26 protein-coding genes and 2 pseudogenes are annotated in these 26,519 nt (G+C 66.4%); 6 read left to right on the forward strand and 22 right to left on the reverse strand.

Features of this window, described 5'->3' with window-relative positions; genetic code table 11:
- Nucleotides 1-23: 23 nt before the first annotated feature.
- The 5 genes from ASC94_RS02230 to queE all read right to left on the reverse strand — a co-directional run bounded on the left by ASC94_RS02230 (nucleotide 24) and on the right by queE (nucleotide 3,472).
- On the reverse strand, nucleotides 24-935 hold the full coding sequence (locus tag ASC94_RS02230) for an alpha/beta fold hydrolase (protein ID WP_056392036.1): 912 nt from the start codon (nucleotides 933-935) through the stop codon (nucleotides 24-26).
- A 2-nt stretch (nucleotides 936-937) separates the two neighbouring features.
- The gene (locus tag ASC94_RS02235) at nucleotides 938-1,750 is read right to left on the reverse strand and encodes a triacylglycerol lipase (protein ID WP_056390117.1); all 813 of its coding nucleotides are present in this window, start codon (nucleotides 1,748-1,750) and stop codon (nucleotides 938-940) included.
- Between the two features lie 116 nt (nucleotides 1,751-1,866).
- Nucleotides 1,867-2,382 carry a tRNA adenosine(34) deaminase TadA gene (gene tadA / locus ASC94_RS02240; RefSeq protein WP_056390119.1) on the reverse strand — a complete coding sequence of 172 codons (516 nt, stop codon included), beginning with the start codon at nucleotides 2,380-2,382 and terminating at the stop codon, nucleotides 1,867-1,869.
- Complete coding sequence (gene queD, locus ASC94_RS02245) at nucleotides 2,375-2,821, reverse strand: 6-carboxytetrahydropterin synthase QueD (RefSeq protein ID WP_056390122.1); 447 nt, start codon at nucleotides 2,819-2,821, stop codon at nucleotides 2,375-2,377. The genes tadA and queD overlap by 8 nt, the downstream gene beginning before the upstream one ends.
- 15 nt (nucleotides 2,822-2,836) lie before the next feature.
- The gene (gene queE / locus ASC94_RS02250) at nucleotides 2,837-3,472 is read right to left on the reverse strand and encodes a 7-carboxy-7-deazaguanine synthase (protein ID WP_056390123.1); all 636 of its coding nucleotides are present in this window, start codon (nucleotides 3,470-3,472) and stop codon (nucleotides 2,837-2,839) included.
- Nucleotides 3,473-3,642: 170 nt separating this feature from the next.
- Here queE and ASC94_RS02255 point away from each other — a divergent pair, with 170 nt between their 5' ends.
- On the forward strand, nucleotides 3,643-4,419 hold the full coding sequence (locus ASC94_RS02255; protein ID WP_056390128.1) for a sensor histidine kinase: 777 nt from the start codon (nucleotides 3,643-3,645) through the stop codon (nucleotides 4,417-4,419).
- A 72-nt stretch (nucleotides 4,420-4,491) separates the two neighbouring features.
- Nucleotides 4,492-5,478, forward strand: a complete 987-nt coding sequence (locus ASC94_RS02260) for a diguanylate cyclase (protein WP_056390131.1) — start codon at nucleotides 4,492-4,494, stop codon at nucleotides 5,476-5,478.
- Here the strand turns inward: ASC94_RS02260 and ASC94_RS02265 are convergent.
- Nucleotides 5,475-7,181 carry a DUF4214 domain-containing protein gene (locus ASC94_RS02265; RefSeq protein WP_056390134.1) on the reverse strand — a complete coding sequence of 569 codons (1,707 nt, stop codon included), beginning with the start codon at nucleotides 7,179-7,181 and terminating at the stop codon, nucleotides 5,475-5,477. The two genes, ASC94_RS02260 and ASC94_RS02265, sit on opposite strands and share 4 nt — an antisense overlap.
- 143 nt (nucleotides 7,182-7,324) lie before the next feature.
- Here ASC94_RS02265 and ASC94_RS02270 point away from each other — a divergent pair, with 143 nt between their 5' ends.
- Nucleotides 7,325-10,159: a pitrilysin family protein gene (locus ASC94_RS02270; RefSeq protein WP_056390137.1), complete on the forward strand. Its 2,835-nt coding sequence runs from the start codon at nucleotides 7,325-7,327 to the stop codon at nucleotides 10,157-10,159.
- On the opposite strand, the gene ASC94_RS34120 is transcribed toward ASC94_RS02270, so the two are convergent.
- From ASC94_RS34120 to ASC94_RS02315, 10 genes and pseudogenes are all read right to left on the reverse strand, one after another.
- A complete protein-coding gene (locus ASC94_RS34120) occupies nucleotides 10,160-10,801 on the reverse strand; it encodes a GNAT family N-acetyltransferase (protein ID WP_307718830.1) in 642 nt (213 codons plus the stop codon). It abuts the gene before it with no gap.
- Nucleotides 10,802-10,876: 75 nt separating this feature from the next.
- Nucleotides 10,877-11,389, reverse strand: a pseudogene (locus ASC94_RS33450) (N-acetyltransferase family protein); the annotation flags it as partial.
- 1 nt (nucleotide 11,390) lies between these two features.
- Nucleotides 11,391-11,981 carry a helix-turn-helix domain-containing protein gene (locus tag ASC94_RS02280; RefSeq protein ID WP_229417141.1) on the reverse strand — a complete coding sequence of 197 codons (591 nt, stop codon included), beginning with the start codon at nucleotides 11,979-11,981 and terminating at the stop codon, nucleotides 11,391-11,393.
- 59 nt (nucleotides 11,982-12,040) lie between these two features.
- Nucleotides 12,041-12,778, reverse strand: a pseudogene (locus ASC94_RS02285) (YoaK family protein); the annotation flags it as partial.
- 35 nt (nucleotides 12,779-12,813) lie between these two features.
- Nucleotides 12,814-13,260 (reverse strand): hypothetical protein, encoded by a 447-nt coding sequence (locus tag ASC94_RS02290; RefSeq protein ID WP_056390146.1) that lies wholly within the window; start codon nucleotides 13,258-13,260, stop codon nucleotides 12,814-12,816.
- Entirely contained in the window at nucleotides 13,257-13,967 is a 711-nt protein-coding gene (locus ASC94_RS02295; RefSeq protein ID WP_056390149.1) for a LysE family translocator, read from the reverse strand. Before ASC94_RS02295 ends, ASC94_RS02290 begins: the two co-directional genes overlap by 4 nt.
- The gene (locus ASC94_RS02300; RefSeq protein WP_056390151.1) at nucleotides 13,964-14,434 is read right to left on the reverse strand and encodes an Lrp/AsnC family transcriptional regulator; all 471 of its coding nucleotides are present in this window, start codon (nucleotides 14,432-14,434) and stop codon (nucleotides 13,964-13,966) included. Before ASC94_RS02300 ends, ASC94_RS02295 begins: the two co-directional genes overlap by 4 nt.
- Before the next feature lie 55 nt (nucleotides 14,435-14,489).
- Entirely contained in the window at nucleotides 14,490-14,741 is a 252-nt protein-coding gene (locus ASC94_RS02305) for a hypothetical protein (protein ID WP_056390154.1), read from the reverse strand.
- An 18-nt stretch (nucleotides 14,742-14,759) separates the two neighbouring features.
- Nucleotides 14,760-15,521 carry a DNA/RNA non-specific endonuclease gene (locus ASC94_RS02310; RefSeq protein WP_056390156.1) on the reverse strand — a complete coding sequence of 254 codons (762 nt, stop codon included), beginning with the start codon at nucleotides 15,519-15,521 and terminating at the stop codon, nucleotides 14,760-14,762.
- A 41-nt stretch (nucleotides 15,522-15,562) separates the two neighbouring features.
- Nucleotides 15,563-16,516: a YafY family protein gene (locus ASC94_RS02315; protein ID WP_056390158.1), complete on the reverse strand. Its 954-nt coding sequence runs from the start codon at nucleotides 16,514-16,516 to the stop codon at nucleotides 15,563-15,565.
- 101 nt (nucleotides 16,517-16,617) lie between these two features.
- On the opposite strand from ASC94_RS02315, the gene ASC94_RS02320 reads away from it, so the two are divergent.
- Complete coding sequence (locus tag ASC94_RS02320) at nucleotides 16,618-17,310, forward strand: LysE family translocator (protein WP_056390161.1); 693 nt, start codon at nucleotides 16,618-16,620, stop codon at nucleotides 17,308-17,310.
- Nucleotides 17,311-17,326: 16 nt separating this feature from the next.
- Here the strand turns inward: ASC94_RS02320 and ASC94_RS02325 are convergent, their stop codons facing one another.
- The 6 genes from ASC94_RS02325 to ASC94_RS02350 form a co-directional block, all read right to left on the reverse strand.
- Nucleotides 17,327-17,674: a GFA family protein gene (locus tag ASC94_RS02325; protein WP_056390164.1), complete on the reverse strand. Its 348-nt coding sequence runs from the start codon at nucleotides 17,672-17,674 to the stop codon at nucleotides 17,327-17,329.
- A gap of 38 nt (nucleotides 17,675-17,712) precedes the next feature.
- The gene (locus ASC94_RS02330; protein WP_056390167.1) at nucleotides 17,713-18,054 is read right to left on the reverse strand and encodes a hypothetical protein; all 342 of its coding nucleotides are present in this window, start codon (nucleotides 18,052-18,054) and stop codon (nucleotides 17,713-17,715) included.
- Between the two features lie 34 nt (nucleotides 18,055-18,088).
- The gene (locus ASC94_RS02335; protein ID WP_229417142.1) at nucleotides 18,089-19,477 is read right to left on the reverse strand and encodes a GAF domain-containing sensor histidine kinase; all 1,389 of its coding nucleotides are present in this window, start codon (nucleotides 19,475-19,477) and stop codon (nucleotides 18,089-18,091) included.
- A 93-nt stretch (nucleotides 19,478-19,570) separates the two neighbouring features.
- Nucleotides 19,571-20,569, reverse strand: coding sequence for a response regulator (locus ASC94_RS02340; RefSeq protein ID WP_056390170.1), 999 nt, complete (start codon nucleotides 20,567-20,569; stop codon nucleotides 19,571-19,573).
- 34 nt (nucleotides 20,570-20,603) lie between these two features.
- The gene (locus ASC94_RS02345; RefSeq protein ID WP_056390172.1) at nucleotides 20,604-21,950 is read right to left on the reverse strand and encodes a sensor histidine kinase; all 1,347 of its coding nucleotides are present in this window, start codon (nucleotides 21,948-21,950) and stop codon (nucleotides 20,604-20,606) included.
- A gap of 18 nt (nucleotides 21,951-21,968) precedes the next feature.
- Nucleotides 21,969-23,372, reverse strand: coding sequence for a class I SAM-dependent methyltransferase (locus tag ASC94_RS02350; protein WP_056392041.1), 1,404 nt, complete (start codon nucleotides 23,370-23,372; stop codon nucleotides 21,969-21,971).
- Between the two features lie 228 nt (nucleotides 23,373-23,600).
- Between ASC94_RS02350 and ASC94_RS34125 the strand changes: the two genes are divergently transcribed.
- A complete protein-coding gene (locus tag ASC94_RS34125; protein ID WP_056390175.1) occupies nucleotides 23,601-25,334 on the forward strand; it encodes a methyl-accepting chemotaxis protein in 1,734 nt (577 codons plus the stop codon).
- A gap of 67 nt (nucleotides 25,335-25,401) precedes the next feature.
- The gene (locus ASC94_RS02360) at nucleotides 25,402-26,472 is read left to right on the forward strand and encodes a flavodoxin family protein (RefSeq protein ID WP_056390177.1); all 1,071 of its coding nucleotides are present in this window, start codon (nucleotides 25,402-25,404) and stop codon (nucleotides 26,470-26,472) included.
- Nucleotides 26,473-26,519 lie beyond the last annotated feature (47 nt).

The following is a 26,519-nucleotide window of genomic DNA, read 5'->3' on the forward strand; positions in this document are numbered from 1 at the left end:
ATCCCAGGTATGCACCCGGGCGTTCAGGCAGCCTGGGAATGCCGGGCCATCTTACCCTGCACGTGCGGATCGATCAAGGCGAGCAGCCGGCCGATCAGCTGCGGCGGCATGTCGTGCCCCATGCCTTCGATGATGTGCAAGGCGGCCCCCTCGATCTGGCTGGCGGTGTCGATCCCGCAAGCCACCGGCACCAGCGGATCGTTGGCGCCGTGGATCACCAGCGTGGGCTTGCGGATTTGCTTCAGCAGCCGGCTGCGGTCGCCGTTCGCAGCGATCGCCACCAGCTGGCGCGCCACGCCCGCCGGGCACAGGCTGCGGTCCAGCGTGCGGCCGATGTTGGCGCGCAGCTCATGCTCGGGCATCGGAAAATCCGGGCTGCCGATCACGCGGAAAGTCTCCACCATATGCCCGATCAGCTGCTCGCGCGTGGCGCCAGACGGCGCTGGCCTGAGCAGCGAATTGCGCGCCGCGCGGGTCGGCCCCGGCAAGCCGCGCCTGCCGCTGCTGGACATGATGGAGGTCAGGCTGCGCGTGCGCCGCGCGTGGCGCGCCGCGAACACCTGCGCGATCATGCCGCCCATGGACACGCCGATCACATGCGCCTCCGGTATCTGCAGGTGCTCCAGCAGGCCGTGCGCGTCGTCCGCCATGTCTTCCAGCGTATAGGCCGGGCGCAGCGGCCAGCCGACGATATTCTTCAGATAGGACAGCGGCAAGTTGGGCACGCCCGCGCCGTCGAACTTGGTGGACAGGCCGCTGTCGCGGTTGTCGTAGCGGATCACGTGGCAGCCGCGCTGCACCAGGCCGTCGACGAATGCCTGCGGCCACGAGATCAGCTGCATGCCCAGTCCCATGATCAGCAGCACCGGCGCCCCGGCAGGATCGCCACTGGTTTCGTAAGCGATGGTGACACCGTTGGCGAGGGCAGTAGGCATGATCAGTACCATCCAAAAAGGTTTTGGAACAGCGGCGTGCGCCGGGGATCGCGGTACAGCAGCTTCTTGATGCCGGTGTGCGCCACATGGTCGAAACGGCGCCACTGGCCTTCGGGCTGCGCCAGCCGGTCCGCCACGGCAAACAGCGCGGTGGGGTTGGCGCCCATGCCGAGATGGCTCGCATGCACTTCGATGTTTTCGGAGCCGGCCGTCTCCTCCTCCATGCTGCACTGCCAGGCCACCACGCCGTCGGTACGGCTGAAGATGGAAGTGGTTGGCACGGGCGGGCGCTGCTTCAGGGCGGCAAAGCGCGCCGCATCGATCTCCTTTTCGCCCGACACCAGCTGGTACACGCGCCAGGCGTTGGTCGCCTTCGGATGGCAGGCAAACGGCGAGCCTAGGGTGACCACCACGCGTACCTTATCGGGCATCAGTTTGGCGATCTCGCGCGCGTACACGCCTCCCAGGCTCCAGCCCACCAGGCTGACTTTGCGTCCCGTGCGCCGGTGGATCTCCTCGATGCGGTCCCTGCACGCCTCCAGCACGCCGGGCCGCGGGCCGAAATTCAGCCCCTGCTCCCACGCATAGGTGTCGTAGCCCCGGACGCTGAGGAAGCGCCGCAAGACGATGGTGGTGGTGTCGCCTGCCGCCAGGCCGGGAAACACCATGACAGGATGGCCGTCGCCGGCGGGCGCCAGGCGGGCGAAAGGGTAAGCCGCGAAAGCTGCGCCCAGTTCCCAGGGCGCACGCAACTCCAGGGCAAGGCGCACCACGCCAGGTGCGCTCTCGTCTGCTATCTGTTTGGGGGACCGCATTGAATCTCCTGCACACGGGTAATGCTTCTTGCCGTTTGCACCAGCACAGCACCAGAATAGCACCAACCGCTGAGCAGGGGGAACACGAATGCGGGCGGCGGCGCCCGCAGTGGCTTTTACTCCACAGCCGCCTTGCGCGCCGCTGCCGCGCGTGCCGATTCGGCACGGCGCGCAGCGAAAAAGCTTTTCAGCAGGCCGGCGCAATCGTCGGCCAGCACGCCGCCCACGGTCTGGGCGTGGTGGTTGAGCTGCTCCTGTTCGAACAGGTTGACCACCGAGCCGCAGGCGCCGGTCTTGGGATCGGGCGCGCCGTAGACGATGCGCGCCAGGCGCGCATGCATCATGGCGCCGGAGCACATCACGCACGGCTCCAGCGTCACGTACAGTTCGCAGCCCGGCAGGCGGTAGTTGCCCAGCGCCTCGGCTGCGGCGCGCAGCGCCACGATTTCGGCGTGCGCGGTGGGGTCGTGCTTGCCGATCGGCTGGTTATACCCGCGTGCGATCACCACGCCGTCCTTGACGACCACGGCGCCCACCGGCACTTCGCCTTGGTTCCAGGCGCACTGCGCCTGTTCCAGCGCGGCGCGCATGAAGGCCTCGTCGCCCGCCGTGGACAGCGATGGATCAGGCATCGGTGATCTCGGCCCAGCAGTTAGGGGTTTCGTGCAGCACCAGCTTGTGCAGGTGCAGGCCGGTGCCGTAGCGGTCCTTGAAGGCGGCCTTCAGGATGTCCCACGCCACCGCGGCCAGGTTTTCCACGGTCGGAATGCGGTCGATCACCACGGTTTTATGGTTCGGCAGCGACGCCAGGAATTCCTTGACCGCGCTGTCCTTCTCGTAGACCAGGAAGGCGTGGTCCCACACGTCCACCAGGTGCTCCTTGGCGATGGTCTTCACGTCCGAGAAGTCCATGATCATGCCGTTGTCGGAATTGCCTTCGGCGTTGATGACCTGGCCGGTCAGCGTGATTTCGAGGGTGTAGCGGTGGCCGTGCAGGTTGCGGCACTGGCTTTTGTGGTCGGGAATGCGGTGGCCGGCGTCGAATTCCAGCTTGCGGGTGATGGTCAGCATATTGATTCTTGAGTCTTAAGGTATTTGCAGCAGTTTATGGGTTTGCAGGCTCAGCTTCCATTTCGGATTGCGCTTGCAGGTTTCGATCGCCAGCGTGGTATTGAATTCGGCCAGCGGGCCGTCCATCGGCTGCACGAAGAAGTTCTCGAAGTCCAGCCCCTCGTAGGCCGCCAGGTCCTGATCCTTTTGCGGGATCACCACCTTGATTTCATTGCCTTTTTGGACAACCAGCTTGGAACCCATCTTCGGGCTCACGCAGATCCAGTCCACGCCTTCGGGCACCGGCAAGGTACCGTTGGTTTCGATCGCGATTTCAAAGCCCGCCGCGTGCATGGCGGCGATCAGCGCCGCGTCCAGCTGCAACAGCGGCTCACCGCCGGTGAACACCACGTACTTACTGGCCGGATAGGTTTCCGGCCACAGGCTGTTGATCACCTCTGCCAGGACCTGCGGGGTGGCGAACTTGCCGCCGCGCTCGCCGTCCGTGCCGACAAAGTCGGTGTCGCAGAACTGGCAGACCGCCGTGGCGCGGTCGCTTTCGCGGCCGGTCCACAGGTTGCAACCGGCGAAACGGCAGAACACGGCCGGACGGCCGGCGTGGGCACCCTCGCCTTGCAAGGTGTAGAAAATCTCTTTGATGCTGTAAGTCACGATGATTAACCCGATAGTCAACCTTCAATTATAGCCGAAAGCGGGCTAGCCATAAACTGTTGCAATGATGTTAGCCATAAGGCACAGCCGATTGACAGTTTGATATTTAACAAAGTGCACTAATTGCGTTCAGGATATTTTCATAGCTGTCCCGACAGCTGGAGCCTGCCATGACCGCATTCCATGTTGAAATCCTGTCCGCGTGCGCAGCGCTGCTGGCAGCCCTTTCGCTGGCACTGCTGTGGCGCTGCCGCCGGCTGGAACGTGCGCTGCACGCCGCCGGCGCGGCCGGCGCTGGCCTGCTGCACGAGGAACGCCTGCGCATCGCCAGCGACATCCACGACGACCTGGGGCAAAACCTGCTCACGCTGAAAATGGAACTGGCGGCGCTGCAGAACCAGCCCGGCCTGCCGGCGGCCGCGCGCCGCCACCTGGCCACGCTGCTGGCGCACACCGACGCCGCCGTACGCTCGCTGCGCGGCGTCATCAACGGCCTGAGGCCGGTGGGGCTGGAACAGGGCCTGCGCTGCGCGGTGGAGCGGCAACTGACGGAATTCTCCCGCATCAACGGCATCCATTACCAGCTCGAATCAGCGCAATACGGCAGCGACGCCGCCTGCCCGGCCGACGCCACCGTGTTCCGCGTGCTGCAGGAATCGCTGTCCAACATCGCGCGCCACGCCGGCGCCACCGAAGTACGCATCGCCCTCTGCCGCAACGCGCACGAACTGAGCATGACGGTGCGCGACAACGGCGTCGGCATGAGCGAAGGCCCGCCGCGCCAGGGTTGCGGCCTGCTGGGCATCGAGCACCGCGTGGCAGCCGCCGGCGGCTGCTTCGTGCTGGCCAGCACGCCAGGCCAGGGTACCGCGCTCACCATTTCCATTCCCACCGCCGCCAGGGCGGCCAATCAACCGTCTTTTGTTCCGCATCAAGCCAGCCGTTGAATTGCCGCAGCACAATGAATTGAAGCAACGGATCGCAGTAAAACGCGCAGCACAAATAAAAAAAGGAATCGTATGCCACAGGTTCTGCATCTGTTCGACCCGGCGGAGACCGGCCCGCAGCAAGGCCTGGCGCTCAGGCTCATGGAGCTGCTGGTGATCCCCACTTTCGTACTCGACCTGCATGGGCGGGTGCTGATCTGGAACCGTGCCTGCGAACGGCTGACCGGCGTGAAAGCTGCCGAAGTGCTGGGCACCGCCGACCACTGGCGCTGCTTCTACCACCAGCCACGCCCCACGCTGGCCGATCTGGTGGTGCAGGGCCGCAGCGGCGATGCCGGCCAGCTCTACGACCGCCACGTGCGCCGCGCCGAGGAGGAAGAAAGCCTGACCGCCGAGAACTGGTGCGACATGCCCCGCCTTGGGCGCAGCCGCTACCTGGCGGTGGACGCCAGCCCCATCCGCGACACGGACGGCACCATCGTGGCCGTGGTGGAAACCCTGCGCGACCTGACCGACGAAAAGAAGGCCCAGATCGCGCTGGAGCAGCTGGCCACGCGCGACGGCCTCACCGGCCTGGCCAACCGGCGCTGCTTCGACGGCACCCTGCACGCCGAGTGGCAGCGCGCCCTGCGCCAGCAGCAGCCGCTGTCGCTGCTGATGGTCGATGTCGACAACTTCAAGCAATACAACGACGCCTACGGCCACCTGGGCGGCGACGAATGCCTGAAACGCATCGCCACGGCGGTGGCCAGCGAGATGCGCGCCAACGACCTGGTGGCACGCTACGGCGGCGAGGAATTCGCGGTGATCCTGCCCAACCAGTCCCTCAAAGGCGCGGCCATCGTGGCGGAGCGCATCCGCTGCCGCGTGGAGCAGCTGCAGCTGCCCAACCTGGGCGCGGGCAAGCAGTTCGTCACGGTGAGCATAGGCGCCGCCACCGCCCTGCCGGCGCCGGAGAACGAAACCTCCCAGCTGGTTGCCACCGCCGACGCGGCGCTGTACCGCGCCAAGCACATGGGCCGCAACCGCATCAGTCTCACGCAAGAAGGGGATGCCTAGCCGAACGGCGTGTATTCCATGCCGTTGCCGATCAGGGCCGCCACCGCATCGCGGCATTCGGAGGATTCCGCAAAGCCAATCAGCACTGTCTCGCGGGACAGTCCATTGTTCAGGTTTGCCACATGCCAAGCCAGCCCGGCCTCGTCCGGCGCACGGTGCAGCGCGCTGCTGTAGAGCTGAGTGACGAATTGTGTGTTGTCCATGCTGCCGTAGCGGCCGCTGAACTCCGCACTGCCCAGGAAGGCCCGTGCCACCTCGCTCAGGTCCAGGCCCTTGTCCATGGCCGACATCCAGAAACCCAGACCCGCGTTGTCCGGCGCGCGGTCCAGCCCCGCACGGTACAGCCGGTAAGCTTGGCCCGCCGCGCCGTCCGCGTCCAGCGCCACGCCGCCATCGCTGAAGACGATGCGCTCCACGCCGGACAGCACGTCCACGCTGCCGCCGCCATCGGTGACGGTGTAGCCCTTGCCGGACGCGCGCACCAGGTAGGGCCCGCGCGCGCTGGCGTAGACCAGCGTATCGAGGCCCAGGCCGCCGTCGATGAATTCATTGCCCGGCACCGCCAGCAGCGTATCGTTGCCGCTGGTGCCGCCGGCCGGTCCGCTCATCGCGAGGTCTACCACGTTCACGCGCAGGTCCGCAAACTGCAGCTGCTCCACGCCCGACAGCACGTCCAGCCCCTGCCCCGCCACGCGCACCTCGTCCACCGTCCGGACGATGGAATAGTCGGCGAAGCGGCCGCTAAACACCACCGTATCGGCGCCCTCGCCCGTGTTGATGATATCGTCGCCCGCGCCTACCCGCACCACGTCCGCGCCGCTGCCGCCCTTCATTACGTCGCCGGCGTCGTTCAGCGTGACGCTGGAGCCGCCGGCGCCGGTCAGCACCGTGCGTATCACCACGTTGTAGGCAATCGACACATTGGTCAAGCCGGTGGAGGTGCCGCTGAACGCACCCGCGTGCAGGTCGATCTCGGTGGCGCCGAAGCAGGCCGAAAAGTCGAAGGTGTTGTTGCCGCCGCCATCCCATATGCAGACCGGTGCCTGGCTGCTGCCAAAGGCATACACGTCGTCGCCGGCGTGGTAGCTGGTGTTCGCGCCGTACAGGTACTGGATGGCCTGGATGTCGTACAGCATTGGCGTCACGTCGTAGCGGCCGTTGAAGCTGCCGGACTGGTGGTAGGACATCACCGAGTAATCCGTATTGTCGGTGGCGGATGGCAGGAATGGGCCATCCACGCTGCCGCCGGCGGAGTCATAATCGCCCGGATGCTTCAGGCCCAGCGTATGGCCGATTTCGTGCAGCAGCACGGACGGGCCGAAGCTGCCGGGCGTGAACACGCTGTTGTAATAGCCGCGGTTGTTCAGGTACAGGTCCACCGAGGCCACGCCCGGTTCCGGCAGGTAGGCGTAGCCGCTGCTGTTGTCCACGCTCTGGTCGTTGGTGCCGAAGCGCAGCTGGCCGCCGTTGCTCACTTCCACGAAGTCCAGCTTGGCCACGGCGGCCCAGGCGCCCAGCGCGGCCCGGGTGGCCTGCTGCTGCGCAAAGGTCATCATCTGGAAGCCCTTGGCATCGTCCGCGGTGGCGCCATCGGGCACGCTGCCGAGAAAGCGGTAAGTCAGCGTTGCAGCCGTGCCGGGAACCTGGCTCCAGCTGCTGTAAGCCAGTGCATCGATGCTATTGATACCGGTGGTTGCGCTCATATTGTTACTTGTTCGGGATGGGCCGTTTTACTTTCATGTTAGCACGCCGAAATGCCTATGCATCCGGGCCCGGATATTTTATTCTTCCGCGTTGCCACTCTCTACACGGAAGCGTGGCTTTTTAAAACAAACAGGAGAAACATGTGTCCAAGCTGATACCAGTCCTTACCCTGGCACTGGCCGCGCCCGCGATGGCCGCGCCTGCGGCGGCTACCGCCGCCAAGGCCGATCTGCTGCCCTTCAAAGCCACCGAGAAAACCCTCGCCAATGGCTTGAAAGTGATCGTCGTGCCTACCGGCTTCCCCAACATCGTCTCGCTGCAGATCCCGGTGCAGACCGGCTCGCGCAACGAAGTAGAGCCAGGCAAGTCCGGCTTCGCCCACTTCTTCGAGCACATGATGTTCCGGGGCACCAAGGACTACCCGCCTGAAAAATACCAGGACATCATCACCAGGGCCGGCGCCCGCCAGAATGCCTACACCAGCGACGACCTGACCAACTACTACACCACGTTCGCCAAGGAAGACCTGGACACCGTGCTCAAAGTCGAGGCGGACCGCTTCCAGCACCTGTCGTACGGCGAGGACGTGTTCAAGACCGAATCGCGCGCCGTGCTGGGCGAATACAACAAGAACAGCGCCAACCCCATGTCCAAGCTGTTCGAGGTGATGCGCGACGCCGCCTTCGAGAAGCACACCTATAAGCACACCACGATGGGCTTCATCAAGGACATCGAGGACATGCCCAACCAGTACGCCTACTCCAAGGTGTTCTTCGACCGCTGGTACCGCCCCGAGCGCACCACCATCATCGTGGCCGGCGACGTGGAGCCCGACAAAGCCATCGCCATGGTGGAAAAATACTGGAGCAAATGGCAGCGCGGCAGCTACAAGGCCGAGGTGCCGGTGGAGCCGGCTCCGAAAGGCGCCATCTACAAGCACGTGCCGTGGGCCACGCCGACCCTGCCGCTGGTCACCGTGGCCTTCCGCGCCCCGGCCTTCTCGGACAAGACCAAGGAGCAGGCCGCGCTATCCATGCTGCTGTCGCTGTCCTTCGGCCGCACCTCGCCGCTGTTCAAGCGCCTGGTGCAGGACGAACAAAAGGTGGACCAGCTGTTCGACAGCACGCCCAACCGCGTCGATCCGACCCTGGCCATGGTCGGCGCCCGCGTGAAAAAAGGCGACGACGCCATCTACGTGCGCGACGCCATCCTGCAGACCATCGCCAAGGCGCGCACCGAGGCCGTCAGCGAAAAGACGCTGGCCGAAGCCAAGTCCGCGCTGAAATACGGCGTGATCCGCTCGCTGGACAACACCGAGCAGATCGCCGGTACGCTGGCTTCCTTCGTGCACTTCAACCGCTCCTACGGCACCATCAACAACTACTACCGCGTGCTGGACTCGCTGACCCCGGCCGACCTGCTGGCCGCCGGCAGCAAGTACCTGACGGACGACGCCATGGTGGTCACCACGCTGTCGCATTCCACGCTGCCGGCCGACATCGCCACGCTGCCGAAACTGGCCAGCTTCGAGCCGAAGCCGGGCAACGGCAAGATCGACGTGCTGGTGCAGAAGTCCGCCCTGCCGCAGATCCGCTACAAGCTGCTGTTCTCGGCCGGTTCCGCGCACGACCCGGCCGGCAAGGAAGGCCTGGCGGCGCTGACCGCCGCCATGGTGGCCTCGGCCGGCTCCACCGACCGCAAGATCGATGAAATCGCCAAGGCCTTCTTCCCGATGGCCGGCAGCTTCAGCGAACAGACCGACAAGGAAATGACCACCTTCACCGGGTCCATCCACAAGGACAACTGGACCGCCTTCAACGAAATCGCGCTGCCCATGCTGCTGTCGCCCGGCTTCCGCCAGGAAGACTTCCGCCGCCTGAAGGACGCGCAGAAGAACGCGCTGCAAACGGACCTGAAGGACAACAACGAGGAAGAGCTGGGCAAGGAACGCCTGCAAACCAACGTGTTTGCCGGCAGCGGCTACGGCCACGCCGTGCTGGGCACCAGCAAGGGCCTGGACAGCATCACCCTGGACGACGTGAAGAATTTCTGGAAGAGCGCCTACACCCGGGGCGCGGTGCGCGTCGGCATCTCCGGCGACGTGTCCGACGAGATGACCGCCACGCTGAAGCAGGCGCTGGCCAAGCTCCCTGACGGCGCCGGCCTGCCCGCCACCGCGGCGCCGGTTGGCAAGATGCCGAACGGCCTGGAAGTGGAAATCATCGAGAAGAACACCCGCGCCACCGCGATCTCCTTCGGCCTGCCGCTGAGCGTCACCCGTTCGCACCCCGACTTCCCCGCGCTGTGGATGGTGAAGACCTGGCTGGGCGAACACCGTTCATCCAGCGCGCTGCTGTACCAGCGCATCCGCGAACTGCGCGGCATGAACTATGGCGACTACGCTTACACCGAGGCCTTCCCGCGCGGGATGTTCCAGTTCTTCCCCAACCCCAACCTGGGCCGCAAGGCGCAGCTGTTCGAGGTGTGGATCCGCCCCGTGGCGCCGGAAAACGGCCACTTTGCGCTGCGCATCGCGCTGTCGGAGCTGGACAAGGCGCTCAGCCAGGGCATGAGCAAGGAGCAGTTTGAGACCACGCGCGGCTACTTGATGAAGAACGTCTTCGTCATGACCTCCACGCAGGACCAGCAGCTGGGCTACGCGCTCGACTCGCAGTGGTACAACACGCCCGAGTTCACCAGGCTGATGCGCGACGGGCTGTCGAAACTGACGGTGGAGGACGTGAACGCCGCGATGAAGAAGCACCTGTCGGCGAAGAACCTGTCGGTAGTGATGATCACCAAGGATGCCGCTGGCTTGAAAGAGAAACTGGTCAGCGACGCGCCTTCGCCCATCAAGTACGACGGCAACAAGCCGAAGGAAGTGCTGGACGAAGACCAGGTGATCGGCAACCTGAAGCTGAACATCAGGCCGGAGGCGGTGAAGATCACGCCTGCGGCCCAGGTGTTCGCGGAATGATCAGGCCACGCGCCTGATCACACTGAAGCAGATTTCGCGGCGCACGGCAAAGCCCAGTTTTTCATAGACTTGCTTGGCGCCGTTTTCCGTTTTCACGTGCAGGAAAGGCGTTTTCCCGGACGCCTGGATCTGCGCTATCAGCGTCTGCATCAAGGCCCGCGCGTGGCCCGCGCCGCGCGCGTCCGGGCTGGTGCAGACGGCGCTGATCTCCGTATACTCCCCCAATGCCATGCGGGTGCCCGACATCGCCGCCAGGCGGCCGTCCGCCGTGCGCACGCCGAGATAGCGGCCCATGGTGATGGTCTTTTGCACGAAGGGCCCAGGCTTGGTCTCGGCGGCCAGCGCGATCATGTCCGGCACGTCGTCAGCCCCCATCTCCAGCAGCGGCCACGCATGCGCTATGGGCTGCACAGCTGGCACAGGCTGCGCGCCGGCGCAGACCATCTGGTCGATGTAGCGCGCGCGCACCACTTCCCATTCGGGCGGCAGCGCCAGCGGATTGGGCGTCAGCAGCCATACTTCCTCGCCCATATCCACCAGCGCCCGCAGGTCGCTGAACGCTTGCGGCGACGGCTCGCGCAGTCCCGCCAGGGGCGACACGTCGCGTGGATAACGCACCGCCAGGCCGTTGCGCTGGGCCATCGCAGCATGGCCGCCCTGCCCGTCCGGCGCGCCAACCAGGGCGCCCCAGACCGGATTGTCCAGCGCCAGCGGTTCCAGCTTGCGGTAGTAGAAGGCGGTATCGCACAGTGCGCCGTCCGGCATCAGCGCGTAGTCCGGCACCACGCCGACCCGCTGCCAGCCCTGGCGCTCGTACAGACGTTCGGCGTCCGGGCTGGCGGTGTCCAGCACCAGCAGCCATTTGCCGCAGTCGCGCGCCAACTGCTCCGCCTGCCGCATCAGTGCTTCGCCGAGGCCGCGCCGGCGCGCGCGGCGCCGCACCAGCATCTTCGACACATCCGCGCGGTGCGGCTGGTTGTCGGGCTGGGCCAGCACCAGCTGCACCGTGCCCAGGATGCCGCTGTCGTCCTGCGCCACCAGCAATGCGCGTTCACCGCGCGCCACGCCTTCGGCCACGCCGCGCCAGAAGGCCAGCGCCTTGTCCATCCCCAGCGGCAGCATGAAGCTCACCGAGGCGCCGCCCTCGACGCAGTCGGCCAGCAAGCCGGCCAGTTCTTCAATTTGGGCCTCGCTGACGCACGTCAGCCGGCGCACGACATAGTCCTGCATCTCAACTCCTGAAATGGGTGGTGGTAGTGGTGGTAGTGATGGCAACCGCGTAGCGCGTGACGCTGCCGGTGGGATTGTGGAAGGCCATGGGGCGGTCCAGCACCATTGCAAAGCAGTCGCCCGCCTCCAGCCGGAACAGCTCCTCGCCGTAGGTGATGTCGATGACGCCGTCCAGCACCCAGAATTGCTGGTGCACCTGCGGCTCGCGCGCCGCCGTGTCGTAGGCCACGCGGCCTCCGGGCGGAAACTCCACTTCCACCAGCTGGATGGGAGAAGCGACGCCCGTGGGCGATAGGTTGCGCCGCACGTAGCCGGAATGCGGGTCGCGCCAGGACTGCTGCTGCGCGCGGCGCGACACCGGATCGCCCGGCGCCGCCGGCGCTTCGAACAGCGAGGCCAGCGTTACGCCCAGGCCCGTGGCCAGCTTCTCCAGCACCACGGCGGTGGGGCTGCTTTCGCCGCGCTCGATCAGGGATAGCATGGAGCGGCTCACGCCGCAGTGGTTGGCCAGCGCTTCCAGCGACTGGCCGCGCGCCGCCCGCAGCTCGCGCACGCGCTGGGCAATCAGTAAATGTAGGGAGGAATCCGTCATGATGGATAAAGTATCCACCATATTGGATTATTGTGCAAGCCGGTTTATTTGGCGGGTGCGCGGGCGAGCAAATCGTCCAGGGCGGGCACGATGGCCATGGCCACCAGCAGCAGGGCCAGGGGCACCGTCGCCGAGTACCCCAGGGCCTGGAAGCCCAGCGCGCCGGACACGCCGCCGGCGAAGAAGGCAGACACCAGCGCCACCAGCAGCCGCAGCCGTTCCGGGTTGGCTTCCACCCGGTGCTGGCCAGGCGCCAGCACGCCGTTCCAGTACAGCAGCTTGCCCACTTCAATGCCGATGTCGGTGACAATGCCGGTTACGTGCGTGGTGCGGATCTCGGCCTTGGACACCTTGGTGATCAGGGCGTTCTGCAGCCCCATGATGAAACACAGCACCATCACGGTGAGCGGCACAAACAGCCCGGGAATGCCGGCCAGCCGCGCACCCATGACGCCGAAGGCCAGCAGCAGCAAGGCTTCCAGCAGCAGCGGCAGCGCGTATTCCCCGTGCATCCTGTGCCTGCGCGCGTAGTTGACCATGATGGCAGAACAGGCCGCGCCGGCCAGGAAGGACAGCAAGGCGCCCAGTCCGGGCAGCACCAGGCTGTACGCGCTGAGCGCCAGGTTATCGGCCATGGCGGAGATGATGCCGGTCAGGTGCGAGGTGTACTGCCGCACGGCGAGGAAACCGCCTGCATTGATGGCCCCGGCGACAAAGCACAGCAGCACGCCGAGGTGGCGGTTACCGTCGGGGCTACGCTTGCTGCCGGTGAGTTTGCGGGCGTAATGGATAGGCATGGTCTGCCTGATACTGTAGCACCGATTGGCGGAGCTCAGCCAGCAAAAGGCAGCGGCCCCAGATCCGGTTCGATCCAGCGGCGGCGCGCGGCGGCCGAAAACAGCAGCGCCTGCGACCAATGCCGCAGCAGCCAGTCCCTGCTGCCGTAAGGCGAGGCAAGCAAGGCGTTGCAGGCCACGTGCAGCGGCGTATGTGCCGGCTGGGATGCCAGGAAAGCCGCGACGGCGCGCAAGGACGCCTGCGTGATGGTTTCGTGGTAGCCGCCGGTGTCGGTGTTGGCGATGCCGCTGGCCACGTTGTAGGCGCTGATGATGCCGGGCATGTCGCGCGCCGGGTCCAGGTCCTTGCGCGCCGCGATCACCCAGGCGGCAGCGGCCAGGTGGGCGGCGTGCGTCCATTCGGCTTTCGGCAGCGTGCAGGCCAGCACCCGGAGGCCGATGGCTTCGACCTGTGCGTCGCTGCTGAAGTGGGCGGCGCTCATGCCATGGCCATGCCGGTGAAGAGCGACCAGGCCGCGAACGCCAGCAAGGCCACGCCGGACACCGCTTCGATCATGCGCAGCAGCCTGGGCGAGACGGCCTTGCGGCTTGCCGCTACGCCGCCCACCAGCAGCGCCCACCAGGCGATGGAGCCGGCGAACACGCCTGCCACCAGTATCAGGCCGCCGCTCACGCTGCCGTCCGGCGGCGCCAGGGCGGCCAGCAGGCCGGCAAAGGACAGGATGGTCATGGGGCTGGAAGCGGTCAGCGCGAAGGTGGTTCCGAAGGCGCCGAACAGTCCGGGCACGCCGGGCAGGCCGCGCACCCCGGCACCGGCCGGCAGAGGGGCCGCATCGCGCAGCGCCTCGCCGGCGGCCGGCTGCGCGGTGGCGCGCGGGACTCCCGGCGCCTGCATGGCGCGGGCGCGGCGCAGCGAGGCGATGCCGAGGCAGGCCATCAGCAAGCCGCCGACGACTCGCAGCATGGCGGCGTGCTCCAGCAGCAGCGCGGCCACCGCGCTCACGCCCAGCGCGGCAACCAGGCCGTACATGGCGTCCGCCGTGGCTGCGCCCAGGCCCGAGGCCAGGCCGGTGCGGGCGCCGTGCGCGAAGGTGCGGCGGATGCACAGCAGGCCAACCGGCCCTACCGGCGCGGCGATGGCAAAGCCGATCAGCGCGCCGCGCATCAGCGTTGGCCCCATCTCGATCATGGCGCCTCCCCTTGCGCGCTGCTGAACGCCAGCTCGGTGCTTTCCTTGGCGGTGTCCAGCGCAATGATGGTTTCGGTGCGCAGCACGCCGGGCACCGGCTTGAGCTGCGTGGCCAGGAAGCGCTGCAACGCGGCGGTGTCGCGCACGCGCACTTTCACCAGCCAGGAATGCGGTCCGGTGACGTGATGCGCCTCCTGCACTTCGGCAAACGAACGCAGCGCGGCGGCGAACAGCGCCTCGTCGGCGCGCGGTTCCAGGTCGATAAAAATAAAGGCGCAGACTGTGATGCCGACCCGCGCCGGATCGAGCACCGCGCGGTTGGCTGCTACGGCGCCGGAAGCATTGAGGCGCCGCAGCCGGTCGCTGACGGCAGAGACGGACAAGCCGATCTCCTGCCCGATCTCGGCTGCCGGGCGCCGGTTGTCGGATTGGATCAGCTGGAGAATTTGCAGGTCATGAGTATCCATGGAGCGAATCTGCCTGAAATTTACTCACGTTGCAAGCAAAATCGCTGCAGTAATGTCATTCAAATGGATTTTTGACGGTACTCACTTCGGCCGCCGGCAGTTTTTCCGGCAGGGCTTGCGCCTCGAGTTTGGCCAGCACATCGCCCAACAGCGCGTGCAAGGCGCGCGCGTCGGCCTGCCCGGCCTGGTCCAGGGTCAGGTCGATATCGCCTGCGATGGTGATGCGGTCCAGGCGGTTCTCTATCATCAGGCCGCCGATGTGCAGCACGTCCGCCTCGTTAGCGTAAGGGATGAATTTCTTGGTCATGGTGGTTCCTCGATGCGGTTAGCGGTGACGCGTTTTAGGGCTGGGCAGGCGCAGCAGCGTTTCCTTCTGGCGCGCCGACAGCGACGGCAGCAGGTCGATGCCGATCTTCGCTTCCAGCTGCGCCACGCTCATGGTGACATAGTTGACGTCCGCCTTGTTCTCGACAAAATAGGCCGCGCCGGCGCGTTGGCGCGGGCTGTACACCACCTTGTACAAGTGCGTAGGCACCAGCACATTGCCCACCTTGCGCAAGTCGCTGCCGAGGAAGGCCGGGCCCGTGATCACGTACAGGTCGCCCTCCTTCTTGGCCAGCTTGCGCACGGCCTGTTCGATGCCGGCCCATACCTGCCGGTTGTTGTCGGCGTCCTGCGGCACCATGTTGGCCAGGGTGAAGCTGTCGCGCTGGGTGGCGCGGTCCGGCATGTCGCCGTTCGGCGCCATGTGCCCGCGGTCGTAGCCGCTGCGCGCGTAGTCCGAGAGCTCGGCGCGCTCGCTGCGCGGCAGGCGCGGCTCGGGGTGGAAGGAGTTTTCGCGGTCCAGCTCGCGCGCCTGCTCGACATTGCCCGACGTGAGGTGCTCGGCCGACCACAACGGCGTGCGCGTGATCCCCGAATGCATGACGCCGAACACGCCGTAGCACAATTCCCTGGTGGCCGAGGCCAGCTTACCGTTGCGGATCTCCGGCGCGCGGCCATCGACATAGTGAGACGGACAGGCGCCGGCAAACGCCCAGCCCGACGCCAGCGCCAAGGCGCCGGCGGCAATCAACTTCTGAATCATAGAGCCCTATAAAAATGCGGAATGCAAAATGCCGCCGCATTCTAGCGGACGCGGGCAATCTCCGACAACCGGCGCGCTACCGTGTCGAGCTCCTCGCGCAGCGCGTCCGGCGCGATGACGCGGAAGCCGAACGGCAGGCTGGCCAGTTCGCGCGCGAACCAGGCCAGGTCGTCGGACTGGTTATGCAGCAGCACGCCGTCGCTGGTCTGCTCGAACAGCCCGATCGCGTCCATCAGGTAGCGCCGCGCGGTGTGCAGGTCGGTATGCAGCAGCACGGTGGCGGCGTAGGCGCGCGGCATGGCGGCCAGCGACGTGCGCAGGTGCGCCAGCGCATCGAAGCCCTCGGGCCGGTCAAAGCCCTGCGGCAGCGGCGACGCGTCCACGATGCGGTCCAGCCGGAAGGTGCGCATGTCGTGCCGCAGGTGGCAGTAGCCGACTGCATACCAGCAGCCGTCGTAGAAGGCCAGGCCATAGGGATCGAACCCGCGTTCGCTCTCCGGCGCGCCGGGCGGCTTGTAGCGCAGCTGCACGCGCATGCGCGCCTGGGCGGCGGAGCTTAGCGTCACCAGCGCGGCATTGTCTTGCGGCGCGGTGGCGCGCGCCAGGTCCAGCCGCACGGTGGCGTCGATGGCGCCCACGCGCTGCTTCAGGCCGGCCGGCATGATGCGCTCCAGCTTGGCCTGCGCACTGGCCACCGCCGGCGCCGCGTCGGCCAGCCCGAGGCTGCGCGCAGCCAGCAGGCCGAGGGACAGCGCCAGCGCCTCATCGTCCGTGAACATCATGGGCGGCAGTTTAAAGCCCGGCATCAGCGCGTAGCCGCCGTGGCGTCCGCGCTCGCTCATGATGGGAATGCCGATCTGCTCCAGCATCACGATATAGCGGCGCAGCGTGCGGCCGTCCACCGCCAGCCGGCGGGACATCTCTGCGCCGCTCAGGCGGCCGTGTGTTTGCAGCAGTTCCAGCACGGCCAGAACGCGGGTGGTGGGATGGTACATGGCGCTAAAGATAGCAGAGAATCAGGGCCGAATCTGTCCTATTTTGGTTTTATCCTGCGTTCATCGCGTGCCAGGCACGCCAACCGCGCAAGGGGACTCAAATGGAACAAGGCACCAATCTGTGGCTGTACTTCATCGTGGTATTCGGCATCATCGTGCTGCCGGGACTGGACATGGCGTATGTGATGGCCAGCGCCATCCTGGGCGGACGGCGCGCCGGCCTTGCGGCGGTGGGCGGCATCGTGGCGGGCGGCATTTGCCATTTGCTGATGGCGACGGCCGGCATCGCCGTGGTGCTGAAACTGTGGCCGGGGCTATTTAACCTGGTGCTGCTGGCCGGCGCGGCCTACATCGCGTGGATGGGCATCGTCTTCCTGCGCAGCGACAGCGTGTTCCGGCCGGCGGCCGGGCGCGGCGTGCTGGCGCCGCCCCTCATCTTCCGCCGCGCGATGATGACCAGCCTGCTCAATCCCAAGGCCTACATCTTCATGCTGGCGATCTTCCCGCAGTTCCTGAAGATCGGCCACGGTCCGCTGTGGATGCAATCGGGTGTGCTGGGCGCCATCACGGCGGCCACGCAGGCCGGCGTCTACGGCGCGCTGGCCTTTGCCTCCAGCCAGGCCAGCGGCTGGTTCGGCGCCCACCCGCGCGCCGCCACCGTGACGGCGCGCGCCATGGGCGTGCTGCTGATCTTTACTGCCCTGCTGAGCGCCAGCGAGGCCCTGCACCGGCTTGCGCCGCAGTGGGCACCCAGCGACCTCACCCTGGTGGTGGGCGGCCGCTCGATGCGCTGAGCCGCACGGCCAGCGCCTAGATGGCGCGGCCGTCGTAGTGCTGCACGGGCAGCGCGTCAATGTCGATGTTTTCGATGCAGTTGATGTTCACTGCGGCCATGGCGTTGCCTTTCGGGTCGACACCTTCGCCGTAGGTATGGATGCCGCAGGCAGGGCAGAAGCGGTGGTGGATGACGTGCTTGTTGAAAGTGTAGCTGGCCAGCTTCTCTTCGGGGGTCAGCAGCGTCAGCGCGCTGCGCGGGAAAAAGGCCATGCGCGCGCCCTTGCGCTGGCAGATCGAGCAATTGCACACCATCGCTCCGCCGATCTCGCCCTCTACTTCGAATTTCACATTGCCGCAGTGGCAGCTCCCGGTGTAGTGCATGGCGCCTCCATAAAGTTTTTTGTGGAGGCAGTGTAGCGCTATTTGCTGCGCCGTTCCAGCGCCTGCAGCACGCCTTTGCGATTTTTATGCGACGTCTCGAAGCTGCGGATCTTGCGCACCTGGGCGGCAGTCAGCTCATCCAGGCGGCTGCGGATCTGGGTCACCGTGAGCTGCTGGTAGTTATGGATGGGCAGGCCGGCATCCGCCTGCTTGCCCTGCTTGCCCTTCTGCTCCTTGGTTTCGCCGCTTTCCTTGCGCTGCTTGTTGACGATGCGCGCCGCCACCTCTTCCTCGCGTCCCTTGTAGCGGCCTTCCTTCTCGAATTTCTCTTCCAGCTCGTTGTACTCGCGCTCCCGTTTGGGACTGGCTCCTCGTGGCATGACACTACTCCCGGCAGTGAATATACCGCCGATACTACAAAATCGGCAGCGCCGGCGGCGCACGATCGGGCTTGCGCATGGTGGCCGGGACGCACAGCGGCAGCGTAACTGTAAAACAGGCGCCTTCGCCTTCCGTGCTGCTGGCTTCCACGCTGCCACGCAAGGTGGACGTGACCAGTTTATAGACGATGTGCAGTCCGAGGCCGCTGCCGCCCTTGCCCATGCGCGTGGTGAAGAAGGGATCGAACACGCGGGCCAGGTTGTCGGGCGGGATGCCGAGGCCGTCGTCGCGCACGGTGATGGCCACCCTGTCCGCGCCATCCTGCCCGGCAGCGATGGTGATGGTGCCGGCCAGTCCTGGCAGGAAGGCGTGCTGCACGGCGTTGGCGATCAGCTGCACCATCACCTGTCCCAGCTGGTCGGGGTAACTGTCCATCCGTATGCCTGGGCCGATGGTGCAGAGCACGCGGTGGCCGCTGTCCATGATGGCCTGGTCCAGCCCCGCCAGCGCATGGCGCACCGCCTCGCCCAGGTCGAAGCTGCGCCGGCCGTCCGCGGCCTGCTCGGACGCCACCTGCTTGAAGCTGCCCACCAGCTGGGCTGCCTGGTTCAGGCTGCGCATCAGGATGGCGGCGCCCTGCTCCACCGTGCCGACGAAATCCTGCATGCGGCTGCGCGTGAGGCCGCGCGCCATCTCCTGCGTGAAGTCGGCGGTGCGCGATTGCAGCGTGCTGGCTGCCAGCAGGCTGTTGCCGATCGGGGTATTCAGTTCATGCGAGATGCCGGCCACCACGGCGCCCAGCGCCGCCAGCTTCTCCGAGCGCAGCAGCTCGTCCTGCAGGGACGTGAGCCGCATCAGCGCCGCGTGCAGGTCCTGGTTGGACTGCGCCAGCTTGAGCGAAAACGCTTCCTGCTGGCGCATCGCCAGCCGCAGCTCCGCGTTGCTGGCCTCCAGCTGCTCCTGCTGCTGCATCACCACGAAGTCGCGTTCGATGCTCTTCTTGATCTCCCACAGCAGCTCGACGTACTTGTGCTGGTAGTTGCGCTTCTTGTTATCGAGCACGCAGATCGTGCCGAAGACCTCGTTGTCGGGCCACAGCAGCGGCACGCCCAGATAGGAGATCATGTTCAGCGCCACGTCCGGATTGCAGCGCCAGTGGTCGTCCTCCAGCGCGTCCGGCACGTGCAGCAGGCCGCGCGTGGCCATCACTGTCTCGCAGTACAAGCCGGTGTTCAGGTTGGCCTTCTCGTCGGCCTCGTAGGGGTTGCCCTCGCTGTGGCTGGACACCAGCACCGAGATCTGCTCCGGCAGCACGCGCATGATCAAGCCGGCCGGCACATCGAAGATGCCGGCCATGACGTCAGCGGTGTTCTGCCACTTGGACAGGAAGGCATCGGGAATTGCGCTAGCGTGGTGAGTCACAGACCGGTCCTCCGACAGTGGAAGTTGCCGAATCAATATACTCCGCCCATTGTCCACTAGCAAGCTCCGCCGCCGCCCCGGCCGGATTTGCGCTTAAAACTGCTCCACCCAGGCCGCCAGCTGCGCCGGCGTGAGCATGGAATCGGCCTGCGCCAGCTTGCCCTGGACAGTGCCGCCCTCGCCCGCGCAGATCTGCAGCGACCAGCCGCGCCTGCCCAGCCACAGCAGCGCCGCCAGCCAGAACGCGTGCCGGGTCGATGGCAGGTTCCCGGTGGGCGTTTCCAGGAATTCGGCCAGCCCCGCGCCGGGCTGGAACAGCACCCCGTCGCCGTTTGGCGCAACGCAGCTGTCGCTGAACACCTCGGCCAGCATGTCCAGCGCCCGCGCCGGCTCGGCCTGCGGGTGGCGCTGTTCGATCCCGGCCAGCTGCTCGCGCACGGCCAGGCCGAAGGCGGCGCTGCGGAACGCTTCGGACGCGGTCAGGTCGGCATAGTCCATCAGCAGCCAGTCCGGTTCCGGCGGCGTCATGCCGGCCACCAGCGCGGCCGACAGGTAGGCGTCCACCGGCAGGCAGGACACCTGGCCGGCCAGGCTGGCGCTCAGCGTGTAAATCATGCCGATGCGCGCGGCCACGGTTTGCTGCTGGCGCACCAGCAGTTTTTCGCGCAGCAGCTGGGCGTGCTCCTTGCGCAACCGCGCCAGGTCCAGCGCCTGCTTCATCTCCATGCGCAGCCCCGAAATATCCCACGGCTTTTGCATATAGCGGTGGATCTGGCCCTGGTTCACCGCTTCCACCGTGTGCTCCAGCTCCGCGTAGGCGGTGGTCAGGATGCGGATGATGTGCGGGTACTTGTCCCAGGCGTAGACCAGCAGCTCGTTGCCGTAGGCGCCCGGCATGCGCTGGTCGGACACCAGTACGGCGATGCTGTCGGCATGCTGGTCGAGCAGGCGCTTGCCCTCCTCCACCGAGGCAGCGGTGAAGATGGGCGCCAGCGTGCCGAGCGCGCGCTGGAAGTATTTGAGGGCAGTGACCTCGTCGTCTACATACAGTATGGCCGGAACGGGCATACCGGGCTTGCTGGTGTCGCTCATGCTTTTTCCTTCTCTGAACGCGGGAATTTCATGGTCACGGTGGATGGGCTGCACATGGCAGGTCGAAAGTAAACTGGGTCCAGAACCCGGCGGCGCTGTCGGCCACCAGGGTGCCGCCATGGCGCTGCACCACGCTGTAGCTGATGCTCAGGCCCAGGCCGAGGCCCTGGCCCACTTCACGCGTGGTGAAAAACGGCTCGAAGACGCGGCCCAGGTGCTCGGGCAAGATGCCCGGGCCGTTGTCGCGCACGCTCACTTGCAGGCGCTGGCCGTGGGCGCCGCCGGCGCCGGCCGCGATGTCGATGGCCGGGTTGACGGTGCCGTGCTTGCGCATGGCCAGCGCCGCGTTGCTGATCAGGTTAATCAGCACGCCGATAATGGCCGCCTCGTCGCCGCGCACCATGGTGTCGCCGCGCAGCTCGCGGCGGATGGTGATGCCCTTGGTCTCGTGGCTCACCAGGCGCACTGCGGAATCGAGCGCGCGCTCGAACATGAAGCGCGCGCTGTAGTGGTCGGCATCCTGCTTGCGGTAGGCGAAGGTCTTCAGGTCGGAGACGATGTGCTGCACGCGCTGCATGCCGCGCTTGGCGTCGGCCAGGCATTCGCTCAGCAGTTCGCTGTCCCGCGCGGCCGGCTCCTCGATGGCGACGTCGATCGCCATCATGCAGTAGTTCACGGGGTTGTTCACCTCGTGCAGCAGGCCGGCCGCCAGCGTGCCCAGCGCGGCCATTTTCTCCTGCTGCAGCATCTGCCCCTTGATCTCGGCCAGGTCGCGGTTGGTGGCTTCCAGCTGGGCGTTGTTGTCGGCCAGCTCCGCCTTCAGCTGGTACAGCATGAAGCGCGCCTGTTCGTTGTAGAAGGTGCAGACCGCGCTGGCGATGGCGGTAAACACCAGGAACATGGAATTGACGGCGAAGGCGCCGTTCCACTGCACCCCGCCCGGATGCAGGTAGCAGGCCGCAACATAGCTCAGGTAAGTGAGCCCGCCCAGCGACAGGTTTTGCCAAAGGCTGAACGGCAGCGCGATGCCGGACGCGAACACGGCCAGGTTCAGGCCCGCATAGTAGATGGAATGGGCGCCCTCGGTCTGCTGGATCATCCAGGCGATCATCAGCTGCGGCGCCAGCAGCCAGCAGAAGGTGAGCGCCTGCACGTTGCGTTCGCCCCAGGCGCTGCGCATGGCGAACAGCACGCCGGCCAGCGCGGCGGCGGTCAGCACGCGGGCGGCGAAAAAGGCCAGCTGGTGGTTGGGGTACAGGCTGACATCGAGGCCGGTGCCCAGCAGTATCAGCACGATGGCGGTCAGCGCGCCGCCCCGGCTGAACCGCAGGCGATAGGCGCGCAGCACGGACGCGTAGCTCGATTGCTGGTCCTTAATCAAGGCCACCGCCCGGCGCGGTCATGGGATGCAGGCTTCCGCGAACACGTTCACGCCGGTCGCATCCACGTACACGCTGCGCTGCTGCGCCTCGGAGGGCAGCAGCTGCTGCATCTTCAGCTCGTCGCGGTGGATCAGGTACCACTCCAGCAAGTGCTCCATGCCCGGGCGCTCGGGATTGCTGGCGTGGACGTTGGTCAGCAGCAGGCGGCCGCCGGACCGCATCCGGCCCACGAAGTGCGACACCAGGCGCGCGCACACCTTGTCGGAAAGGTAGTCGAACAGGCCGGCGCAATAGACCACGTCGAACTCGCCAGCCGGTTCGGGCTCCACGCGCCGCTTGAGCAGCTGCTGCACCGAATCCTGCATGAAGCGGATCGCCACCTGGCGCGCCAGGCCGCCGTTGATGGCGCCCAGGCGGTGGCTGGTCCATTCCAGGGTCTCGCCGTTGAAGTCCACCAGTTCGAAGGCGAGCCAGTGCGGCGCGTCGTATTCGTTCAGGAAGCGCTGCACTTCGGCCGCCGGGCCGCAGCCCACATTGAGCACGCGGAACGGCCGTCCCAGCGCGCGCGCCGCGTCGGCCATGCGCTTGAGGAAGGCGGTGAGGATGTCGATGCGATTGCGGTGCGCCACGGCCACCGCCGTCTGCAGGAAGGCCGCGTTGACGATCTGGAAGTAGGTGCTCGGCCCCTGGCGCGGATCGTCCAGGATCTGGTTCACCATGTGGTAGTCGCCCGCATAGCCGAGCGGCTTGGTGTAGGTGCGGAACACGAAGGGCGCGCGCAGGATCAGCGGATGCAGCGCGGCCTGCGCGAAGGCCCGGTGCGACGCGGCCAGCTCGTCCTCCACCCGGGCCGCTTCGGCATTGATGCCGTTGAAGCAGCGCTTGGTGCGCAGCACCAGCGGTTCGGCCAGCTCGGCGAACACGTCGGCCCGCAATCTGCCCTGTTCGCGCGGCAGCGCGGACGACAGGTCGACCTGCTCCACCCAGCGCGCCACTTCGGCCAGGTAGGCCCGCGTTTCGTTGATGGCGATCTGGTAGTCGCGCCGGATGCGGAAGCGTTCGTCCCACTCCGCCACGAAGCGGCTGGCCTCGCGCGCCACCGCGCCCGGCGCCAGCGCCAGGCCGGCCGCGCCGCCCGACACGCCCAGTTCGCGCCACTCGTCGATCAAGGTCGCCGATACCACGGCGGTCAGGCCGGTGTTGACAATGCTGACCACCACGGCCTTGCCCGCGTACCCGCTGCGGCCACCGATACGCACCGTCAGTTCGCTCAACACCTCGCTGGCCTGGACGATGGAATACGGGTTGTACACCTCCATTACCAGCGAGCGGCGCTGCAGGTTGACAATGGTCGCCCGCACCGTTTCGCCCTGCGCATTCTGAAAACTCACCACCGGATCGATTTGCGTTTGTGAATACACGTTGGAAGGCACTCCACGGTTAGGCGATTTCCACGGCGGCCCGTGCTTGCGCCGCTGCAACTTGCAATCGAGTGTACACCGCGCTTAGCGAAAATCGCAACATTTCCACTCTAACAGTTTCACATTCTGTAGCAAAAAAGATCATAAATTCTTGCCAAGAAATATTTCTTTAAAAATAAAAAAAGCACTGCTACACTATTTTCCCCACGTCACCTTCCAACGCCACACATGAATATCGCTAATATCAGAATCGGCCCCCGCCTCACCATTGCGTTTTCGCTCACCGTCGTGCTGATGGCGGTGGTGGTGGCTGTCGGCGTGAGCCGCCTTCAGGCTGTCAGCGCCGAGATCGGCCTGACTGTGGGTGACCGCTACACCAAGATCAGCCTGCTCAATGACATCAAGCACGCCTCCAACCAGCAGGCGCGCAGCCTGCGCAACATGCTGCTGATACAGGACGCAGCGCAGGCAGACACGGAACTGGCGCAGGTGGAACAAAGCATCCGGCAGGCCGACGCAGACCTGGCGCGCCTGGATAGCCTGGTGACGCTGCCGGATGCACGCGCCCTGCTCGGCCGCATTGCCGCCACCCGGGCCGCCTATGCCGCCGGCACGGCGCTGCTGGTGCAGCAGTTCAAGGCGGGCGGGCGCGAGGCCGCCATCGCCACCCTGTACCAGCGCGTGCGCGGCGAACAGCTGGCCTATTTCGCCGCGGTGGACAAACTGATCGACTTCCAGGTAGCCCTGATGCAGGCGTCGGGCCGCAACGCGCAGGACGTGGCGGCCAATGCGCGCCTGGTCATGCTGCTGCTCGGCGTGGCAGGCGCGCTGCTCAGCCTCGCGACCGCCTGGTACATCACGCGCGGCATCGTGCGGCCGATCGGGCACGCGGTGAAGGTCGCGCGCACGGTCGCCGGTGGCGACCTGAGCTCGGCCATCCAGGTGCGTTCCAGCGACGAGGCGGGCCAGCTCACGGCGGCGCTGCGCGACATGAACGACAGCCTGGTGCGCATCGTCACGCAGGTGCGGGCCGGCACGGACACCATCGCCACCGCCTCGGCCGAAATCGCGGCCGGCAACGCCGACCTGTCGTCGCGCACAGAACAGCAGGCCGGCTCGCTGGAAGAAACCGCGTCCTCCATCGAGGAGCTGACCTCCACCGTCAAGCAGAACGCGGACAACGCGCGCCAGGCCAACCAGCTGGCGCTGTCCGCCTCGGACGTGGCGGGCAAAGGCGGCGCGGTGGTGGCGCAGGTGGTGGACACCATGGCAGCCATCAATGCCTCGTCCCGCAAGATCGTCGACATTATCGGCGTCATCGACGGCATCGCTTTCCAGACCAATATCCTGGCCCTGAACGCGGCCGTGGAAGCAGCGCGGGCCGGCGAGCAAGGGCGCGGCTTTGCCGTGGTGGCAGGCGAGGTACGCAACCTCGCGCAGCGCTCGGCCGCCGCTGCGCGCGAAATCAAGGCGCTGATCGCCGACTCGGTCGACAAGGTGGACGGCGGCGCCCGGCTGGTGGACCAGGCCGGGCATACGATGGAGGAAATCGTGACCAGCGTGCGGCGCGTGACGGACATCATCGGCGAAATCGCTTCGGCCAGCCAGGAGCAGCTGGACGGCATCGAACAAATCAATACCGCGATCTGCGAAATGGACGAAACCACGCAGCGCAACGCGGCGCTGGTGGAACAGGCTTCCGCTGCTGCCACGGCCATGCGCGAGCAGGCCAGCGCGCTCTCGGCGACGGTGGGCGTGTTCACGCTGGGCGCCGGGGACGCGCCCTCCGTGCACGCCACCCGGTCGGCCACGGTCAGCAGCTTGGGCGGGCGGCGCCCGGCCGCCAAGGCCGCCGCGCGCCTGCCCGCCCCCGCCGCAGCCCCAGCGGCGCGCAAGCCTGCCAAGGTGGCCAACGGCGCCGGCCGCGTGAACGACGCGGACGGAGAATGGCAGGAGTTCTGACGGTACGCTAGCGTACAGAGCGCCCGCGCAGGCGGTGGCAAGCTGGAGGCTACCATCGGAGGCTTCCATGACAGAGATACGCAAGGGCCAGGCGCCCGCACCGCTCGCGCGCCAGGAGTTCCGCCTGCAGTTCCAGCGTTCCTTCCTGGACCCCGCTTTCGACGCCGTGCGCGGCGCGCTGGCGCAGGTCGAGGAAGTCGCCTGGAACAACTACCATACAGGGCGCAAGGCGCCCGTCACGCAGCCGGCGGGCGAAGGCTACGCCGACCCTGAGTACAAGCTGTCCACCGAATGGGTGGCCACGCGGGAGCGCTTGCGCGCCGCCGAGCAGCGGCAGAAAGATCGTGCCACGCCGTCGCGTGCCCTGCTCATCATCGCCTCCGCGCGCAACGACGGCACCTGTCCCGGCGAAGCTTCCAAGACCTGGCGCATGGCGCAGCTGGCGCGGGAAACGCTGGCCGCGCAGCGCATCGAGACGGACATACTGGACCTGAGCCTGCTCACTTCCAGCTATGACCTGCACATCCATCCCTGCAAGGGCTGCGTCTCCACCGCCATGCCCTTGTGCCACTGGCCATGCAGCTGCTACCCCAACCACGCCGAGCGGCAGACCAACGACTGGATGGCGGAGATCTACGAGAAATGGGTGGCGGCGCACGGCGTGATGATACTCACACCGGTGTACTGGTATCAGGCGCCCAGCCCGCTCAAGCTGATGATAGACCGGCTGGTCTGCGCCGACGGCGGCAATCCGGACCCCACCAGCACGCACGGCAAGAAGGCGGCGGAAGCGAAGGCGCTGGAGCTGGCTGGCTGGGACTATCCGAAACACCTGGCCGGCCGCGCCTACAGCCTGGTGGTACACGGCGACGTGGCGGGCGTGGAAAGCCTGCGGCGCAACCTGTCGGACTGGCTCAGCTGGATGGGTCTGGTCAGCGCCGGCGGCCAGGCCGAGCTGGACCGCTATCTGGGCTATTACGAGTCGTATGCGGAAAGCCACGAGGTGCTGGACCAGGCCGACAAGTTCCAGCAGGAGGTCCGCGTGGCCGCGCTCGCGCTGGCCGTTTGCATCACCCGCCTGCGCACCGGCGACCCCGTGCGCCCCGACGCAGGCATACCGACGCCCCGGCCCAAATGACGGCGCTTTGCGCGCGCGCAAAGTAGCGTTGCTTGAATGGACGACAG

The sequence above is a fragment of the Massilia sp. Root418 genome, from assembly GCF_001425265.1.
In the GTDB taxonomy this organism is placed as follows: domain Bacteria; phylum Pseudomonadota; class Gammaproteobacteria; order Burkholderiales; family Burkholderiaceae_D; genus Rugamonas.

Coding starts and splice junctions, on each gene's coding strand:
- ASC94_RS02230 (WP_056392036.1), bottom strand. CDS start 935: ATGCCTACTGCCCTCGCCAACGGTGTCACCATCGCTTACGAAACCAGT.
- ASC94_RS02235 (WP_056390117.1), bottom strand. CDS start 1,750: ATGCGGTCCCCCAAACAGATAGCAGACGAGAGCGCACCTGGCGTGGTG.
- tadA (WP_056390119.1), bottom strand. CDS start 2,382: ATGCCTGATCCATCGCTGTCCACGGCGGGCGACGAGGCCTTCATGCGC.
- queD (WP_056390122.1), bottom strand. CDS start 2,821: ATGCTGACCATCACCCGCAAGCTGGAATTCGACGCCGGCCACCGCATT.
- ASC94_RS02255 (WP_056390128.1), top strand. CDS start 3,643: ATGACCGCATTCCATGTTGAAATCCTGTCCGCGTGCGCAGCGCTGCTG.
- ASC94_RS02260 (WP_056390131.1), top strand. CDS start 4,492: ATGCCACAGGTTCTGCATCTGTTCGACCCGGCGGAGACCGGCCCGCAG.
- ASC94_RS02265 (WP_056390134.1), bottom strand. CDS start 7,181: ATGAGCGCAACCACCGGTATCAATAGCATCGATGCACTGGCTTACAGC.
- ASC94_RS34120 (WP_307718830.1), bottom strand. CDS start 10,801: ATGGCCCAGCGCAACGGCCTGGCGGTGCGTTATCCACGCGACGTGTCG.
- ASC94_RS02280 (WP_229417141.1), bottom strand. CDS start 11,981: ATGACGGATTCCTCCCTACATTTACTGATTGCCCAGCGCGTGCGCGAG.
- ASC94_RS02290 (WP_056390146.1), bottom strand. CDS start 13,260: ATGAGCGCCGCCCACTTCAGCAGCGACGCACAGGTCGAAGCCATCGGC.
- ASC94_RS02295 (WP_056390149.1), bottom strand. CDS start 13,967: ATGATCGAGATGGGGCCAACGCTGATGCGCGGCGCGCTGATCGGCTTT.
- ASC94_RS02300 (WP_056390151.1), bottom strand. CDS start 14,434: ATGGATACTCATGACCTGCAAATTCTCCAGCTGATCCAATCCGACAAC.
- ASC94_RS02305 (WP_056390154.1), bottom strand. CDS start 14,741: ATGACCAAGAAATTCATCCCTTACGCTAACGAGGCGGACGTGCTGCAC.
- ASC94_RS02310 (WP_056390156.1), bottom strand. CDS start 15,521: ATGATTCAGAAGTTGATTGCCGCCGGCGCCTTGGCGCTGGCGTCGGGC.
- ASC94_RS02315 (WP_056390158.1), bottom strand. CDS start 16,516: ATGTACCATCCCACCACCCGCGTTCTGGCCGTGCTGGAACTGCTGCAA.
- ASC94_RS02320 (WP_056390161.1), top strand. CDS start 16,618: ATGGAACAAGGCACCAATCTGTGGCTGTACTTCATCGTGGTATTCGGC.
- ASC94_RS02325 (WP_056390164.1), bottom strand. CDS start 17,674: ATGCACTACACCGGGAGCTGCCACTGCGGCAATGTGAAATTCGAAGTA.
- ASC94_RS02330 (WP_056390167.1), bottom strand. CDS start 18,054: ATGCCACGAGGAGCCAGTCCCAAACGGGAGCGCGAGTACAACGAGCTG.
- ASC94_RS02340 (WP_056390170.1), bottom strand. CDS start 20,569: ATGAGCGACACCAGCAAGCCCGGTATGCCCGTTCCGGCCATACTGTAT.
- ASC94_RS34125 (WP_056390175.1), top strand. CDS start 23,601: ATGAATATCGCTAATATCAGAATCGGCCCCCGCCTCACCATTGCGTTT.
- ASC94_RS02360 (WP_056390177.1), top strand. CDS start 25,402: ATGACAGAGATACGCAAGGGCCAGGCGCCCGCACCGCTCGCGCGCCAG.